General features: G+C 71.1%; 1 protein-coding gene (only partly in view). It reads left to right on the top strand.

Annotation, left to right across the window (positions count from 1 at the left end):
- Positions 1-18814 carry the 3' end of a non-ribosomal peptide synthase/polyketide synthase gene (locus tag NV348_RS11690; RefSeq protein WP_447146941.1) on the top strand. It extends 25004 nt beyond the left edge of the window, so the window shows 18814 of its 43818 coding nt (coding positions 25005-43818); its start codon lies beyond the left edge, outside the window; the stop codon is at positions 18812-18814.

The following is an 18814-nucleotide window of genomic DNA, read 5'->3' as shown; positions in this document are numbered from 1 at the left end:
CCGATCGCAGGCGCGACACCCGCTGTTCCAGGTCATGCTGGCCTTCCAGAACACCGGCCAGACCAGCCTGGAACTGCCCGGCCTCACGGTCAGCGGCGTCGAGCTGCCGATCGATGTCGCGAAGTTCGACCTGAACGTGGTGCTCACCGAGAAGCCCGCCGATGCGCCCGCGGGCATCGTCGCCGAGCTGATCTACGCCACCGACCTGTTCGACGCGGCCACCATGGAACGCTTCGGCACCCGCTTCGCCCGCCTGCTGGCCGGGATCGCGGCGGCGCCGGACCGGGCCGTCGGTGACCTCGATCTGCTCGACGGCCGCGAACGCGAGCTCGTGTTGTCGGAGTGGAACTCCAACGAGCTCATCGGCATGGGCGGCGTGGGGCACGGCACCTTCGTGGTTCCGGCCGATACCGGGGAGACGCTGCTCGACCTGTTCGGGCTCGCCGAGCACGACGACGACGCGACCGCGCTGACCTTCGAGGGGACAGCTCTGTCCTACGGCGAGTTCGCCGGGCGGGTGCATCAGCTGGCGCGCAAGCTCATCGACTCCGGCGTCGGTCCCGACACCCTGGTCGCCCTCGGCCTCCGCCGCTCGGCCGACCTCGTTGTCGCCATGTACGCGGTGCTCGCCGCGGGTGGCGCGTACGTGCCGCTCGACCTGGATCAGCCCGCCGATCGCATCGCCTATGTGCTGGAGACGGCGCAGCCGGTGGCGGTGCTCACCACCGCGTCCGACGCCTTCGCCCCGGCCGGGATCCCGACCCTGGTGGTCGACGAACTCGACGTGTCCGGCTACCCGGCCACCCCGGTTGCCGACAGCGAACGCCGTGCGCCGCTGCGGAATTCGAACCTGGCCTACGTGATCTTCACCTCCGGCTCCACCGGCCGCCCCAAGGGTGTCGCGGTGTCGCACGCGGCGGCGGTGAACCAGATCCGCTGGATCACCGACGAATACGCGCTGACCGCCGACGATGTGGTGCTGTTCAAGACGCCGCAGACCTTCGACGTGTCGGTCTGGGAACTCTTCGGCACCATCGTCCGCGGCGCCCGCATGGTGATCGCGACGCCGGACGGGCATCGCGACCCGCAGTACCTGGCCGAGTTGATCGCCGCGGAAGGCGTCACGCTCACCTCGTTCGTGCCGTCCATGCTCGCCGTGTTCGCCGGTGTCGCGGCACCGGCGCAGCTGGCCTCGGTGCGCGCGCTGCTCGTCGCCGGTGAGGCGTTCACCTCCGATGTCGTCGAGGCGATCCGCCGGGTCAGCGCTGCCGAGCTGCACAACCTGTACGGTCCGACCGAATTCACGGTGCACGCCACCTACGCACCGGTCGCCGACGACGTGCAGGGGGCGGTGCCCATCGGCCGCCCCGTGCTCAATGCCAAGTCCTACGTGCTGGATTCACGTCTGCACCCGGTCGCCCCCGGTGTCGCGGGTGAGCTGTATCTGGCAGGCATCCAGCTGGCGCGCGGCTATGTCGGCCGCGCCGACCTGTCCGCCGACCGTTTCGTGGCGAACCCGTTCGGTACGGGCGAGCGGATGTACCGCACCGGTGACCTCGTCCGCTGGAACGCCGACGGCACCATCACCTACCTCGGCCGCACCGACTTCCAGGTCAAGCTGCGCGGTCTGCGTATCGAGCTCGGCGAGATCGAGGCCGCGCTCACCGGGCACGAGACTGTCTCGCAGGCCGTCGTGGTCGTGCGCTCGGATGCCCGCACCGGCGACCAGCTCGTCGGCTATGTGGTGCCCGCCGCGGGCGCGACCGTCGAGATCGACGCGCTGCGTACGCAGCTGGCCGCGCAGCTGCCGTCGTACATGGTTCCGGCCGCGTTCGTCGTGCTCGACGAGATGCCGCTGAGCGCCAACGGCAAGCTGGATCGCCGCGCCCTGCCCGACCCGGTGTTCGAGGCGCGCGAGTTCCGTGCGCCGAGCACGCCGATCGAGGAGATCGTCGCCGCCACCTTCGCCGAGGTGCTGGGCCTGTCCGGGGACCGCGCCGTCGGCCTGGACGACGACTTCTTCGACCTGGGCGGCAACTCGCTGATCGCCACCCAGGTGGTCGCCCGCCTCGGCGCCGCGCTCGACACCCGCGTCCCCGTGCGCGTGCTGTTCGAGGCGCCGTCGGTCGCCGCGCTGGCCGCCAAGGTGGAATCGCACGCGGGCAGCGGCAGCCGCCGCGAGCTCGTCGCCGGGGCGCGGCCGGAGCAGATCCCGCTCTCGCTGGCCCAGCAGCGCATGTGGTTCCTCAACCGCTTCGACAGCGCGACCGGGGTCAACAACATCCCGCTCGCCGTCCGCCTGACCGGCGACCTCGACATCGACGCCCTGCGTCAGGCCGTCGCCGACGTGGTCGACCGGCACGAGGTGCTGCGCACCGTCTACCCCGAGACCGCCGAGGGCCAGGGCGTGCAGGTCGTGCTGCCCGCGGGTCAGGTGCCGATCTCGCTCAGCCCGATCACGGTCGGCGAGGACGAGATCCGCGACCGGATCAGTGAACTGGTGCTCGCCGGGTTCGACGTGACCGCCGAGGTGCCGGTGCGTGCCGCGCTGCTGCGCGTCGCCGGTTCCCTGGACGGCTCGCACCCCGACACCCACGTGCTCGTCTTCGTCGTGCACCACATCTCCGGTGACGGCTGGTCGGTGCGCCCGCTGGCCCGCGACGTGATGATCGCCTACGCCGCGCGCTCGCGCGGTGAGGCGCCGGGCTGGGCGCCGCTGCCGGTGCAGTACGCCGACTTCGCGCTGTGGCAGCGCGAGACCCTCGGCGCCGAGGACGACGCGTCCTCGATGATCGCCCAGCAGGTCGCGTACTGGTCGCGGCACCTGGCCGGCCTGCCCGATCAGCTCGACCTGCCCGCCGACCGGCCGCGCCCGGCCGTGACCTCCAACCGCGGTGGCGTGCACGAGTTCTCGATCGACCCGACACTGGCGGCGAGCCTGAACGCGCTGGCCCGCGAACACGGCGCCAGCCTCTTCATGGTCGTGCACGCCGCGTTCGCGGCGCTGCTGGCCCGCCTGTCCGGCAACGACGACATCGCCATCGGCACCGCCGTCGCGGGCCGTGGTGAAGCGGTCCTCGACGACGCGATCGGCATGTTCGTCAACACGCTGGTGCTGCGCAGCGCGGTCGACTCGGCCCAGCCGTTCACCGCCCTGCTCGCGCAGACCAGGGAGAGCGACCTGGCCGCCTTCGGCCACGCCGACCTGCCGTTCGAGCGCCTGGTGGAGATCCTCAACCCGGCCCGCTCGCAGGCGCGTCACCCGCTGTTCCAGGTGATGCTGTCGTTCCAGAACACCGGTGAGGCGGCCTTCGAGCTGCCCGGCCTCGAGGTCGCCGGCGTACCGCTGGACGTGGTCACCGCCAAGTTCGATCTGCACCTGAACCTGGCCGACCGGCATCGCGAAGACGGTTCCGCCGACGGCATGACCGCCGAATTCGCCTACGCCACCGACATGTTCGACGCCGACACCATCGCCGCGCTCGCGCAGCGCCTGGTGCGGATGCTGACCGCTGTCGTCGCGACGCCCGACCGCGCCATCGGCGAGGTCGAGCTGCTGGCCCCGGCCGAGTACCGCCAGGTCGTCACCGAGTGGAACGCCACCGCGCACCCGGTCGACCAGGTCGCGACGCTGGTGTCGATGTTCGAGGCACAGGCGCTGACCAGTCCGAACAACATCGCCCTCACCTTCGAGGGGACGAGTCTGTCCTACGGCGAGTTCGCCGCGAGGGTGAACCGCCTGGCCCGTCACCTCATCGCCCAGGGCGTCGGCCCGGACACCATGGTCGCGCTCGGCATGCGCCGCTCACTCGACCTGGTGATCGGCATGTACGCGGTGAGCGTGGCCGGTGGCGCGTATGTGCCGCTGGACCCCGACCACCCGGCCGAGCGCACCCACTACGTGCTCGAGACCGCCGCGCCGATTTGCGTATTGACCACGGCCGGTGACGAATTCGACGCGGGCGCGACCACCGCGCTGCCCATCGAGAGCCTGGACCTGACCGGTTACTCCGCCGCGCCGGTCACCGATGCCGAGCGCCTCGCGCCGCTGCGGCCGTCGAACACCGCGTATGTGATCTTCACGTCGGGTTCGACCGGTCGTCCGAAGGGTGTCGCGGTCAGTCATGGCGCGATCGTGAACCGTCTGGTGTGGATGCAGTCGGCGTACGGTCTGACCGAGGCCGATGTGGTGTTGCAGAAGACTCCGGCGACGTTCGACGTGTCGGTGTGGGAGTTCTTCTGGCCCTTGCAGATCGGTGCGCGTCTGGTTGTGGCGAAGCCGGACGGTCATCGTGATCCGGCGTACCTGGCCCAGATCATCGATGCCGAGGGCGTCACCACCGCGCACTTCGTGCCGTCGATGATGTCGGTGTTCGTGGCCGAGCTGGCCGAGGCCGCCGCCGTGGCACTCGCCGACGGCACCGCCACCGCGAGCAGCCTGCGCCTGGTCTTCGCCTCCGGTGAGGCGCTGCCCGCGCCGACCGCCCAGCGCCTGCGCGCGCTCACCGGTGCGGCCCTGCACAACCTGTACGGCCCCACCGAGGCCGCGGTCGACGTCACCTTCCACGAGGTCACCGACGCCGACACCAGCTCGGTGCCGATCGGCGCCCCGGTGTTCAACACCCAGGTGTACGTGCTGGATTCGCGTCTGCACCCGGTGCCCGTCGGTGTGCCCGGCGAGCTGTACCTGGCCGGTGTCCAGCTGGCGCGGGGCTATGTCGCGCGGCCGGATCTGACCGCCGACCGTTTCGTCGCCGATCCGTTCGGCACCGACGGCGCCCGCATGTACCGCACCGGTGACCTCGTCACCTGGACCGCCGACGGCGAGCTGGAGTACCTGGGCCGCACCGACTTCCAGGTGAAGCTGCGTGGTCTGCGGATCGAGCTCGGCGAGATCGAGTCCGCGCTCACCGCGCTGCCGTCGATCGCCCAGTCGGTGGTCGTGGTCCGCTCCGACGATCGTCTGGGCGACCAGCTGGTCGGCTATCTGATCCCGGCGGCCGGTGCGAGCATCGATCTCGATGCCGTGCGCACCGAACTCGGCGGCGCGCTGCCGACGTACATGGTGCCCACCGCGTTCGTGATCCTGGAGGCCTTCCCGCTCAACGCCTCCGGCAAGCTCGACCGCAAGGCGCTGCCCGCGCCGGTGTTCGAGGCCAAGGTGTTCCGCGCGCCCTCGACCCCGATCGAGGAGATCGTGGCGGGCACCTTCGGCGACGTGCTCGGGGTGACCCGGGTCGGCGCCGACGACGACTTCTTCGAACTCGGCGGCAACTCGCTGCTGGCCACCCAGGTCACCGCCCGCATCGGCGCGGCCCTGGACACCCAGCTCTCGGTGCGCGACCTGTTCGAGGCGTCCACCGTGTCCGCGCTCGCCGCCCGCGCCGAGCACAACGCCGGCTCCGGCCGAACCCGCCCGCGCCTGACGGCGGGGGAGCGGCCCGCGATAATCCCGCTCTCGCCCGCTCAGCAGCGCTACTGGTTCCTCAACCAGTTCGACACCTCGACCTCGGCCGTGGACAACATCCCGCTGGCCGTGCGCCTCACCGGCGAGCTCGACGTGCCCGCGCTCGAGCAGGCCATCGGCGACGTGTTCGCCCGGCACGAGATGCTGCGCACCACCTACCCGCGCTCGGCCGACGGCCCGCACCAGGTGATCCTGCCGATCGCGCAGAGCCGCGCCGTCGTGCACCACATCGCCGTCGACGAGGCCGACCTGCTCGGCACCGTCATCGAATTCGCGATGACCACCTTCGACGTCACCGAAGAGGTGCCGCTCAAGGTCGCGCTGTTCGAGCTGAACGAGACCGACCACGTGCTCGCGTTCACCGTGCACCACGTCTCCGCCGACGGCTCGTCGATGGGCCCGCTGGCCCGCGACATCATGGCCGCCTATGTCGCCCGCGTGCAGGGCGAGGCTCCGCAATGGGCCCCGCTGCCGGTGCAGTACGCCGACTACGCGCTGTGGCAGCGTGAGGTCCTCGGCGACGAGACCGACCCGGAATCGCTGGCCGCCAAGCAGGTCGCGTACTGGAGCAAGGCCCTCGCGGGCCTGCCCGATCAGCTCGAACTGCCCGCCGACCGGCCGCGCCCGCCCGCGCAGTCGTTCCAGGGCAAGGCGATCCGCTTCGAGATCGACCCCGTGCGCCACGCCGCCCTGCACGAGCTGGCCAGGGCCAACAACGCCTCGCTGTTCATGGTCGTGCACGCCGCCCTGGCGGTGCTGCTGTCGCGCCTGTCCGGCACCGACGACATCGCGGTCGGTACCCCGATCGCGGGCCGTGGTGAGCGTGAACTCGACGACCTGATCGGCATGTTCGTCAACACCCTGGTGTTCCGTACCGCCGTCGACTCCGGCGCCACCTTCGCCGAACTCCTCGCCGACGTGCGCGAACGCGACCTGGAAGCCTTCGCCAACGCCGACGTGCCGTTCGAGCGCCTGGTCGAGGTGCTCAACCCGGTGCGCTCGACCGCGCGCAACCCGCTGTTCCAGGTGGGCCTGTCGTTCCAGAACCTGGCCGACACCACCTTCGAACTGCCCGGCCTGACCGTCAGCGCCGTCGACTACGACTCGCAGCTGGCCAAGACCGACCTGCACGTCACCCTCTACGACCGCTACACCGACGACGGCGCACCGGCCCAGCTGGTCACCGAATTCGGTTATGCCATCGACTTGTTCGACGAGGCCACGGTCCAGAGCTTCGCCGACCGCTTCGTGCTGGTGCTCGACGCCGTCGCCGCCGACGCGTCCGTGCCGGTCGGCGACATCGACCTGCTCACCGCGCCGGAAGCCGCGCAGATCGTCACCGCGTGGAACGACACCTCGCACGCGATCGATACCGACGCCACCCTGGTGTCGCTGCTCGACGCGACCGTGGCCGCCACTCCGGAGGCTGTCGCGCTGGTCGTCGACGAGGCCGACGGTCGCCGTGAGCTCACCTACGCCGATCTCGACGCCGAGGTGAACCGCCTCGCGCGGCACCTGATCTCGCTGGGCATCGGCACCGAGGACCGGGTGGCGCTGGCCATCCGCCGCTCCGCCGAGCTGATCATCGCCATGTACGCGGTGGCCCGCACCGGCGCGGCCTACGTGCCGATCGACCCCGATCAGCCCGCCGAGCGCACCGACTACATCCTCGAGACGGCCGCGCCCGCGGTCGTGCTGACCACGGCGAACGCCGAATTCAGCACGGCGGCGGCCGACGTGGTCGTCCTCGACGAGCTCGACCTGAGCATCGTCAGCCCGGCCGCGATCACCGAGCGCCGTGGCGCCCTGGTGCCCGCGAACACCGCGTACGTGATCTTCACGTCCGGCTCGACCGGCAAGCCCAAGGGCGTGGCGGTCTCGCACGGCGCGATCGTCAACCAGCTGCTCTGGGAGACGGCCGAATTCGGCATCGGTGCCGACGACGCGATCCTGCTGAAGACGGCCGCCACCTTCGACCTCTCGGTCTGGGAGTTCTGGACCGCCGCCGTCGCCGGTGGCCGCCTGGTGGTCGCCACCGCCGACGGTCACCGCGACCCGGCCTACCTGAACGACCTGATGCGGGCCACCGCCGTCACCACGCTGCATGTGGTGCCGTCGATGCTCGACGCGCTGCTCACCGAATCCGGTGCGGCGCTGCCGCGCACGCTGCGCCGGGTGCTCGCCATCGGTGAGGCGCTGCCCGCGTCCACCGCGCAGCGCTTCCGCACCGCCAACACCGCCGAACTGTTCAACCTGTACGGCCCGACCGAGGCCGCGGTCTCGATCACCAGCCACGCGGTGACCGACGCCGACCAGGTGTCGGTGTCCATCGGCGCGCCGGAGTGGAACAGCCGGGTCTACGTGCTGGATTCGCGCCTGCGACCGGTGCCGGTGGGTGTCTCCGGTGAGCTCTACCTCGCCGGTGCCCAGCTGGCGCGCGGCTACTACGGCCGCGCGGATCTGACCGCCGACCGCTTCGTCGCCGATCCGTTCTCCGCGCTCGGCGAGCGCATGTACCGCACCGGTGACCTGGTGGCCTGGAACGCCGACGGCGAACTGGACTACCGCGGCCGTACCGACTTCCAGGTGAAGATCCGCGGCTTCCGCATCGAGCTCGGCGAGATCGAGGCCGCGCTGTTGCGCCAGGCCGGCATCACCTCGGCCGCGGTACTCGCGCACACCGATCCCGTCGTCGGTGACCGCCTGGTCGCCTACGTCGTGGCCGGTGGGGAGTTCGACAAGCTGGCGCTGCGCACCGCGCTGGCCGCCGAGCTGCCCTCGTACATGGTCCCGACCGTGTTCCTGCGGCTCGACGCGCTGCCGCTGAATGCCAACGGCAAGCTGGACCGCAAGGCCCTGCCGGAGCCCGAGGTCGAGAAGGCCGTGTTCCGCGCGCCGGTCAGCCCGAGCGAGCAGCTCGTGGCCGCGACCTTCGCCGAGGTCCTGCGCCTGGGCGGCGACAAGCGCTTCGGTCTCGACGACGACTTCTTCGCCTGGGGCGGCAACTCGCTGCTGGCGACGCAGGTCGCCGCGCGCCTGGGCGAGGCGCTGGACACCCGCATCCCCGTGCGCCTGCTGTTCGAGGCGTCCACGGTGTCGGCGCTGGCCCAGCGGGTCGAGCAGCACGCCGAGACCGGTGATCGCAAGGCGCTCACCGCCGGTCCGCGCCCCGCGCACATCCCGCTCTCGCTCGCGCAGCAGCGCATGTGGTTCCTCAACCGCTTCGACACCCAGTCGGCGGCCTACAACGTGCCGGTCGCGGTCCGCCTCACCGGCGACCTCGACGTGGCCGCGCTGCGGGCCGCGATCACCGACCTGGTGTCGCGCCACGAGATCCTGCGCACCGTCTACCCGCAGACCGAAGCCGGTGCGGCACAGGTGATCCTGTCGCCCGCGCAGGCCGCGCCGGAACTGATCGAGCGCACCGTCGCCGCCGACGAGATGGAATCGGCTGTCGCGGAACTGATGTCGACGATGTTCGACGTCACCGTCGAGGTGCCGCTGAAGGTCGCGCTGTTCCGCACCGAGAACACCGAGGCCGAACCCGCCGCGCCGAGCTCGGTATTCGGGCCCGCCCGCACCGTTTCCGGCGACTTCGTGCTCGCCATGGTCGTGCACCACATCTCCGGTGACGGCTCGTCGGTCGCCCCGCTGACCCGCGACCTGATGACCGCCTACGCGGCCCGCTCGACCGGTCAGGAGCCCGGCTGGGCGCCGCTGGCCGTGCAGTACGCGGACTACAGCATCTGGCAGCGCGAACTGCTCGGCAGCGAGGACGATCCGGACTCGATGGCGGCCAAGCAGGTCGCGCACTGGAAGCAGGCCCTGGCCGAGCTGCCCGATCAGCTCGATCTGCCCGCCGACCGTCCGCGTCCGGCCGTGCAGACCTTCGCAGGCAGCAAGGTCGACGTCCAGATCGACGCCGACACCCATCGCGCGCTGGTCGAGCTGGCCCGCGCCGAGGGCGCGACGCTGTTCATGGTCGTGCACACCGCCCTCGCGGTACTGCTGGCCCGGCTCTCGGGCACCGACGACATCGCCATCGGCACGCCGATGGCCGGTCGTGGCGAGGCCGCCCTCGACGACATGATCGGCATGTTCGTCAACACCCTGGTGTTCCGCACCAAGGTCGACGGCGGCGAGGCGTTCACCGAGCTGCTGGCCCGCCAGCGTGAGGACGACATCGCGGCGTTCGCCAACGCCGACGTGCCGTTCGAGCGCCTGGTCGAGGTGCTCAACCCGGTCCGCTCCACCGCGCGCCACCCGCTGTTCCAGGTCGGTCTGTCGTTCCAGAACCTGACCCGCGCCACCCTGGAGCTGCCGGGCCTGACGGTGTCCGGCCTCGACATCGACTCCCAGCTGTCGCAGTTCGACCTGCACCTGATCGCCACCGACCGCTACGGCGACGCCGGTGAGCCCGAAGGCATTTCGGGCATCTTCACCTACGCCACCGACCTGTTCGACCACGCCACGGTCGAGGGTTTCGTGGCGCGGTTCGTCCGCCTGCTCGGCGCCATCGTCGCCACCCCGCGCACCGCGGTCGGCGACATCGAACTGCTGGCCCCGGCCGAGCGGACCCAGATCCTGGACACCCGCAACGCGACCGGCTACCGGGTCGACACCGAGGCCACCCTGGTCTCGCTGCTCGACGCGACCGTGGCGGCCGACCCGAAGGCGACCGCCCTGGTCACCGACGACGGTACGCAGATCAGCTACGCCGAACTCGACGCGAAGGTGAATCGTCTCGCGCGGCACCTGATCTCGCTCGGCGTCGGCCCGGAGGCCCGCGTCGCGCTGGCGCTGCGCCGCTCGGTGGACCTGATCGTCGCGATGTACGCCGTCGCCAAGTCCGGTGGCGCGTACGTGCCGGTCGACCCCGATCAGGCGGCCGAGCGCACGAACTACATCCTCGAGACGGCGGCACCGGTCTGCGTGCTGACCAACGCCGAGGCCGAGTTCGACACCGAGGTCGCGCCGCTGGTGCGGATCGACGAACTCGACCTCGACGACGTCAGCGCCGCACCGGTCGCCGACGCGGAGCGCACCGAGCCGCTGCGTCCGGAGCACACCGCGTACGTGATCTTCACGTCCGGTTCGACCGGTCGCCCGAAGGGTGTCGCGGTGCCGCACGGCGCCATCGCCAACCAGCTGCAGTGGAAGCTGATCGAGTTCGGCATGGACGCCGCCGACGCGGTGCTGCTCAAGACCGCCGCGACCTTCGACCTCTCGGTCTGGGAGTTCTGGTCGGCCGCCGTCTGCGGTGGTCGCCTGGTGATCGCCTCGGCCGACGGCCACCGCGATCCGGCGTACCTGAACGAACTGATGTCGCGCGAGTGGGTCACCACCCTGCACGTGGTGCCGTCCATGCTCGACGCGCTGCTGGCCTCGGGCATGCCCGATTCGCTGTGGCGGGTGCTGGCCATCGGTGAGGCACTGCCCGGTTCGCTGGCGCAGCGGGTCCGCACCGCGTTCCCGCGCACCGAGCTGTTCAACCTGTACGGCCCCACCGAGGCCGCGGTCTCGATCACCTCGCATCGGGTGAACGCCGCCGACCAGGGCTCGGTCTCCATCGGTGGGCCCGAGTGGAACAGCCAGGTGTACGTGCTCGACGCGCGGCTGCGCCCGGTGCCGGACGGCGTCGCGGGCGAGCTGTACCTCGCGGGCGCGCAGCTGGCCCGCGGCTACTTCGGCCGCCCCGACCTGACCGCCGACCGTTTCGTGGCCAACCCGTTCACCCCCGGTACCCGCATGTACCGCACCGGTGACCTGGTGGCCTGGCACAACGGCGAGCTCGACTACCGCGGCCGTACCGACTTCCAGGTGAAGATCCGCGGCTTCCGCATCGAGCTCGGCGAGATCGAGGCCGCGCTGCTGGCGCTGCCCGAGATCGCCCAGGCCGCGGTCATCGCCAAGTCCGACCCGCGCACCGGCGATCGCCTGGTGGCGTACCTGGTCGGTGCCGCATCGAACGGCGATACTTCCGAGGGCGCTGCACGCTCCGCGCCCGCCGGTCGGATCGCGGAAATCGATGTGGCGCAGGTGAAGTCGACGCTGGCCGCCGGGCTGCCGTCGTACATGGTGCCCGCCGCGTTCGTCGTCATGGACGCGCTGCCGCTCAATGTCAACGGCAAGCTCGACCGCAAGGCGCTGCCGGAGCCGGAGTTCGAGGCCCAGGCGTTCCGCGCGCCGTCCACCCCGATCGAGGAGATCGTGGCGGGCGTGTTCGCCGACGTGCTCGGCGCCGAGCGCGTCGGCGCCGACGACGACTTCTTCGCCCTCGGCGGCAACTCGCTGCTGGCCACCCAGGTCGCGGCCCGCCTCGGCGCCGCACTGGACAGCCGGGTGCCCGTGCGCCTGCTGTTCGAGGCGTCGACCGTGGCCGGTCTCGCGGTGAAGGTCGAGCAGGGCGCGGGCGCCGGTGGGCGGCGCGCGCTGGTCGCCGGACCGCGCCCGGACCGGGTGCCACTGTCGCTCGCACAGCAGCGCATGTGGTTCCTGAACCAGTTCGACACCAGCTCCGCGGTGAACAACATCCCGGTCGCCGTCCGCCTGACGGGCGCGCTGGATGTCGAGGCGCTGCAGCTCGCGGTCGCCGATGTGCTGGCCAGGCACGAGACCCTGCGCACGGTGTACCCGTCGACCGACGGCACCCCGCACCAGGTGATCCTGCCGGTCGAGGGCAATGTCCCGGATCTGACGCCGGAAATCGTCGCGCCCGAACAGGTCCGCGACAAGATCGCCGCGCTGATCTCCACCGGGTTCGACGTGCTCGACGAAGTGCCGTTGCGCGCGAAGCTGATGCGCGTCGCGGACGAGGAATACGTGCTCGTCTTCGTCGCCCATCACATCAGCGCCGACGGCTGGTCCATGGCGCCGCTGACCCGCGACGTCATGGTGGCCTACGCCGCTCGCGCCACGGGCGAGCGCCCGGGCTGGGCGCCGCTGCCGGTGCAGTACGCCGACTTCAGCGTCTGGCAGCGCGAGGTGCTCGGCTCCGAAACCGACGAGACCAGCCTGATCTCCCAGCAGGCCGACTACTGGAAGCGCGCCCTCGCCGGCGTCCCCGACGAGCTGAACCTGCCGCTGGACCGGCCGCGTCCGAGCACGCAGTCCTTCGCCGGTGGCCGGGTGCTGTTCCCGATCGACACCGAGATCCACGCCGGACTCTCGGCCATCGCTCGCGAGCAGAACGCGACGCTGTTCATGGTCGTGCACACCGCGCTGGCGGTATTCCTGGCACGCATGTCCGGCACCGAGGACATCGTCATCGGCACCCCGATCGCCGGTCGTGGTGAGGCCGAACTCGACGACGTCATCGGCATGTTCGTCAACACCCTGGCGCTGCGCACGCAGGTCGGCGGCCAGCTCGGTTTCGCCGAGCTGCTGACCCAGGCCAAGGAAGCCGACCTGGCCGCGTTCGCGCACGCCGACATCCCGTTCGAGCGGCTGGTGGAACTGCTCAACCCCGAGCGCTCCACCGCGCGGCACCCGCTGTTCCAGGTGGCGCTGTCGTTCGAGAACCTGCCCGACGCCGGCTTCGAGCTGCCCGGGCTGTCGGTCGCGGCCGTCGACTTCGACGTCGACACCGCCAAGTTCGACCTGCTGCTCACCGTGCGTGAGGCGCAGGCCGGGGACACCGCGGGCGCCTACGCCGAGTTCTCCTACGCCAGTGACCTGTTCGACCAGTCGACGGTCGAGAAGTTCGCGCAGCGCTTCCAGCGGCTGCTCGCCGAGGTCGTCGCCGACACCACCACCCCGGTCGGCGATCTCGAACTCCTCGACGGCACCGAGCGCACCGAACTGCTCACCCGCACCGGCGGTCCCGCCGCGTCGACGAGCACGCTGCCCGAGCTGCTGGCCCAGGCCGTCGCGACCAACGCGGCCGGTCCGGCCATCGTCGCCCCGGGCGACTCGGTCGACACCGGACTGATCGCCGCGCTCGCCGCGACCGGCACGCCGAACGCGGGCGAGTCCGGTGGGCTCGCGGACGCGCAGTCGGGCGAGGTCCGCTCGCTGACCTACGCCGAGCTGGACGCGGCTTCCTCGCGTCTGGCACGGGTGCTGATCGCGCGTGGCGCCGCGCCGGAGACGGTCGTCGCCATCGCCATGCAGCGTTCGCTCGAGACGACCCTCGCCATCTGGGCCGTGATCAAGTCGGGCGCGGCGTTCCTGCCGGTCGACCCGAAGTACCCGGCCGAGCGCATCGCGCACATGATGTCGGACTCCGGTGCGGCACTGGGCATCACGGTGTCGTCCGAGGTCGATCACCTGCCCGCGCCCGCACTGGGCGACTGGCTGGCCCTCGACGACGCGGCGCTGCACACCGAGATCGCCGCACAGTCCGCCGCGCCGGTCACCGACGCGGACCGGCACGGCGCCGTCCGGTCCGGCAGCACGGCCTACATGATCTACACCTCGGGTTCGACCGGCCTGCCCAAGGGCGTCGTGGTCAGCCACACCGGTGTGGCCAACTTCGCCGCTGCCCAGGTGGCGCAGTTCGGGCTCGGCTCCGACGCGCGCACCCTGGCGTTCGCGTCCCCGTCGTTCGACGCGTCGATCCTCGAGTTCCTGCTCGCGGTCGGTTCAGCGGGCACCCTGGTGATCACGCCGGTCGGCGTGGTCGGTGGCGAGGAGCTGGCCGAGATCATCGTCGGCCAGCAGCTGACCCACGTGTTCCTCACCCCGCTGGTCGCGGCGTCGATGGAACCCGCGGCACTGGCCGGGCTGGAAGCGCTGATCGTCGGTGGCGACAAGGCCCCCGTCGACCTGGTGGCGAACTGGCACAGCGCGGGCACCGACCCGGCGCACCACCGGTTCTACAACGCCTACGGCCCGACCGAGGCGACCATCGCGACCAACCTGTCGGACCCGCTGCTGCCCGGCGACACCATGAACATCGGTGGCCCGATCGCGGGCGCGACGGTGTTCGTGCTCGACAGCCGCCTGCGCCCGGTCCCCGAGGGCGTGGCCGGTGAGCTCTACCTGGGCGGCGCACCGCTGGCCCGCGGCTACCACGCGCGTCCCGGCCTCACCGCCGAGCGCTTCGTGGCCAGCCCGTACGCCGACGGCGAGCGCCTGTACCGCACCGGTGACGTCGTCGCCTGGCGCACCGTCAACGGCAAGTCCGTCGTGGAGTACGTGGGCCGCAACGACTTCCAGGTGAAGATCCGCGGCTTCCGCATCGAACTGGGCGAGATCGACGCGGTCCTCACCTCGCACGACGACGTCGAGTTCGCCGCCACCATCGGCCGCACCACCGACGCGGGCGCCACCATCCTGGTGTCCTACGTGCGGGCCACCCCCGGCGCGGCCGCCGACCCGGCCGAGCTGGTCGAGTACGCGGCACAGCAGCTGCCCGCGCACATGGTGCCCGCCGCCGTCATGGTGCTCGACGAGATCCCGCTGACCCCCGCGGGCAAACTGGATCGTCGCGCCCTGCCCGAGCCGGTCCTCGCTCCGCGCGAGTTCCGCACGCCCACCAGCGAAGTCGAGGCGATCATCGCCACCGTCTTCGCCGAGGTGCTCGGTGTCGACGCCGTCGGCCTGGACGATTCGTTCTTCGCCCTCGGCGGTGACTCGATCCTGTCCATCCAGCTGGTCTCCCGCGCCAAGGACCGCGGCGTGCTGTTCAAGCCGCGCGATGTGTTCGAGAAGCGCAGTGTGGCCGGCCTGGCCGAGATCGCCGTGCTCGCCGGTGATTCCGAGCAGATCGTGCTCGAGGAACTGCCGGGCGGCGGTGTCGGTGACATCCCGATGCTGCCGATCATGCGCCAGATCCTCAGCAGCGGGTCCACCTACGACCGGTTCTCCCAGTCGATGGTGTTGCGCTTGCCGGAGCACATCACCGACGAGGTCCTGCACGCCACCATCGGCGCGGTCTTCGACCACCACGACGTGCTGCGTTCGCGGGTCGCCAAGGATGCCGAGAAGGGCTGGGTCTTCGAGGCGTTGGCGCCGGGTGAGGTCGATGTGACCGCGCTCGTGCGCCGCGTCGAGGTGGCCGGTGAGGTCACCGACGAGCAGCTGTCCAAGCTGGCGTCGGTCGAATACGACGAGGCCATGGGCCGACTCGATCCGGCGAACGCGGCCATGGTGCAGTTCGTCTGGTTCGCCTTCGGCGAGAACGCCGACGGCCCGCGCCGTCGCGACGCCCTGCTCATCGTCGGCCACCACTTCGTGATCGACGGCGTGTCCTGGCGCATCCTGATCCCGGACCTCGGCATGGCCTGGGGCCAGATCGCCGCCGGTCAGCCGGTCGCGCTGCCCGTCAACGGCACCTCGATGCGGCGCTGGGCGCACAGCCTGGTCGAGCAGTCGACCGATCGTCGCGCGGAACTGCCGTTCTGGCGCGAGGTCTCGGCGACCGCCGATCCGCGCCTGGGCGCGCGGGCGTTCGACCCGCGGGTCGACACCTTCGCCACCGTCGACCGGGTGCAGGTCACCCTGTCGCCGGAGGTCACCGACGCGGTGCTCACGGCCATCCCCGGCCTGTACCACGGCGGCGTGAACGACGGTCTGCTCACCGCGCTGGCGCTGGCCGTATCGCGCTGGCGCGGTGACGAATCCGGCACCGCGGCGCTGATCAAGCTGGAGGGCCACGGTCGCCAGGAGGAGATCGTCGCCGGTGCCGACCTCTCGCGCACCGTCGGCTGGTTCACCACCGCGTTCCCGGTCCGCCTCGATCTGGCCGGTGCCGATCTCGACGACGCATTCGCCGGCGGCGCCGTGCTCGGCGAGGTGATCAAGTCGGTCAAGGAGCAGATGCTGGCCGTGCCCGACAAGGGCATCGGCTACGGCATGCTCAAGTACCTGACCACCGAGGGTGCCGATCTGCCGTCCGTCGGCCAGATCAGCTTCAACTACCTCGGGCGCGCGACGGCGGGCGAGATCCCCGCCGAACTCGCCGAACTCGGCTGGGTGCCGGTGGCCGACCTGGGCCAGCTCGACGCCGAGATGGACCTGGACATGCCCGCCAACGCGACGCTGGACATCAACGCCATCGTCAACGACGGCGACGAGGGCCCGCAGCTGGGCGCGAACATCGCGTTCCCGACCGGCCTGCTCACCGCCGACCAGGCCCAGCAGTTCGCCGACCTGTTCGTGGCCGCGCTCACCGCGCTGGCCACCCACGCGCGGCGCGCCGACGCGGGCGGTTTCACCCCGTCCGACATGCCGCTGGTGCGGGTGGAGCAGTCCGATATCGCGCTGTGGGAAGGCAACTACCCGGCGCTGTCGGAGATCTGGCCGCTCTCGCCGCTGCAGGCGGGCCTGATGTTCCACGCCATGCTCAGCTCGGCGACCGTCGACGTGTACACCGTGCAGGCCGTCCTCGACCTGACCGGCACCCTGGACACCGAGCGGCTGCGCCGCGCGGCCCAGGCCGTGCTCGACCGGTACCCGAACCTGCGGACCGCGTTCGTCACCGATTCGGCCGGTCAGCCGGTGCAGGTCGTGATGTCGGAACTCGAGGTCCCGTGGCGCGAGGTCGACCTGACCGACCTGCCCGCCGACGAGCGCCTGCCGCGCATGCAGCAGCTGCTGGTCGCCGACCGCGCCAACCAGTTCGACATGGCCACGGCCCCGCTGATCCGCTTCGGTCTCTACCAGACCGACGAGGGGCAGTCCCACCTGGCGATCACGGTGCACCACATCCTGATCGACGGCTGGTCCATGCCGCTGCTCATGCGTGACCTGCTGGTCCTCTACGCGGTGCACGGTGACCTCACCGCGCTCCCGCGGGTGGCCTCCTACCGCAACTTCCTGTCCTTCCTCTCGGGCTGGGATCGCGAAGTGTCGCTGCGGGTCTGGGCCGAGGCGCTGGCCGGGGTCGAAGGCCCCACCCAGCTGGCGCCCGCGCCGCGCACCGAGGAGCGCTACGAGCTCGGCAAGGTCATCGTCGAGATCGACACCGATCGCACCAGGGCGCTCGGCAAGTTCGCCGGTGACCTCGGTGTCACCGTGAACACGCTGCTGCAGACCGCGTGGGGCATCGTCGTCGGCCGCCTCACCGGCCGCGACGACGTGGTGTTCGGCGCGACCGTGTCCGGCCGCCCGGCCGAACTCCCCGGCGTCGAGTCGATGGTCGGCCTGTTCATCAACACCCTGCCGGTGCGGATCCAGATCGACGACCGGATCAGCGCCGAGGAGCTGACCAAGCGGGTGCAGGCCGAGCAGGCCGACCTGCTCAGCCACCACTTCGTCGGCCTGTCCGACATCCAGCGGGTGGCGGGCGCTGGCGCGGCCTTCGACACGCTGCTGGTGTTCGAGTCCTACCCGATGGACAAGGACGCCGTCACCGCGGCGAGCTCGATCGACGGCATGCAGGTCACCGGTGTCGGCCTCGACGACGCCACCCACTACCCGCTCACGCTGGTGGTGATGGCCGAGGCCACCATCGAGATCACCATGCGCTACCTGCGCAGCACCTACACCGAGGACGAGGTCCGCACCCTGTCCGCGCGACTGCTGCGGGTGCTCGACGAGCTGCTCGACAACCCGACCGGCCTGGTCGGCGACATCGACATCCTCGACGCGGGCGAACGTGCGCAGCTGCTCGCCGAATCCGGTGTGACGGCGGCGGTGTCGGCCCCGGTCGGCACGGCGGGCGTCGGCGCGCAGACGGTGGCCAAGGTGCTCGCCGAGGTCGTCGAAGCGGACCCGCAGGCACCCGCCCTGCTCCGCGGCGACAGCGAAATCGCCTACAGCGCACTGGATCGCAAGTCCTCGCAGCTGGCCCGCGTGCTCATCGCGCGCGGTGCGGGCCCCGGCGACATCGTCGCGATCTCGCTGCCGCGCAGCGTGGACTCCGTCCTCGCCGCCTGGGCGATCCAGAAGGCGGGCGCCGCGGTCCTGTTCGCCGGCGAGCTGTCCGGCGTCGAGATCGCGGCGACCGGTGCGGCCTACGGCATCAGCGATGCCCCCGTCGCCGGTGTCGCGGGCGACTGGCTGATCCTGCCCGACATGGAAGCCGAGATCGACGCCGCCGCAGCGCATCCCGTCTCCTACGCCGACCGGGTCCGCCCGCTGTCCGAAGACCACCCCGCCTTCGTGCTGGCCGCGGCGGAGGCGAACTCGACGCTCACCCAGAGCGCCGCGCTCGCCCTCGCCAAGACCCTGCGCGACACCCACGGCATCGACTACGAATGCACCACCTTCACCACCCACGCCTCGGGCCCGGCGGCCATCCAGGAATTCCTGGCCTCCGCCACCGCGGGCGCCCTGTCGGTCCTCCCCGACGGCCCGGTCGAAGACGACCTGGCCGACGGCGAGGTCACCCACTGGTTCGTCGCCCCCGGCGACCCGACCGACGCGGCCGACGGTGAAATCACAGTGATCGTCGCCGAGTAG

This window comes from Nocardia fodinahabitans, assembly GCF_052983615.1.
Note: the sequence above shows the minus strand (reverse complement) of the source record. Positions and strands in the feature narration are given on the sequence as shown.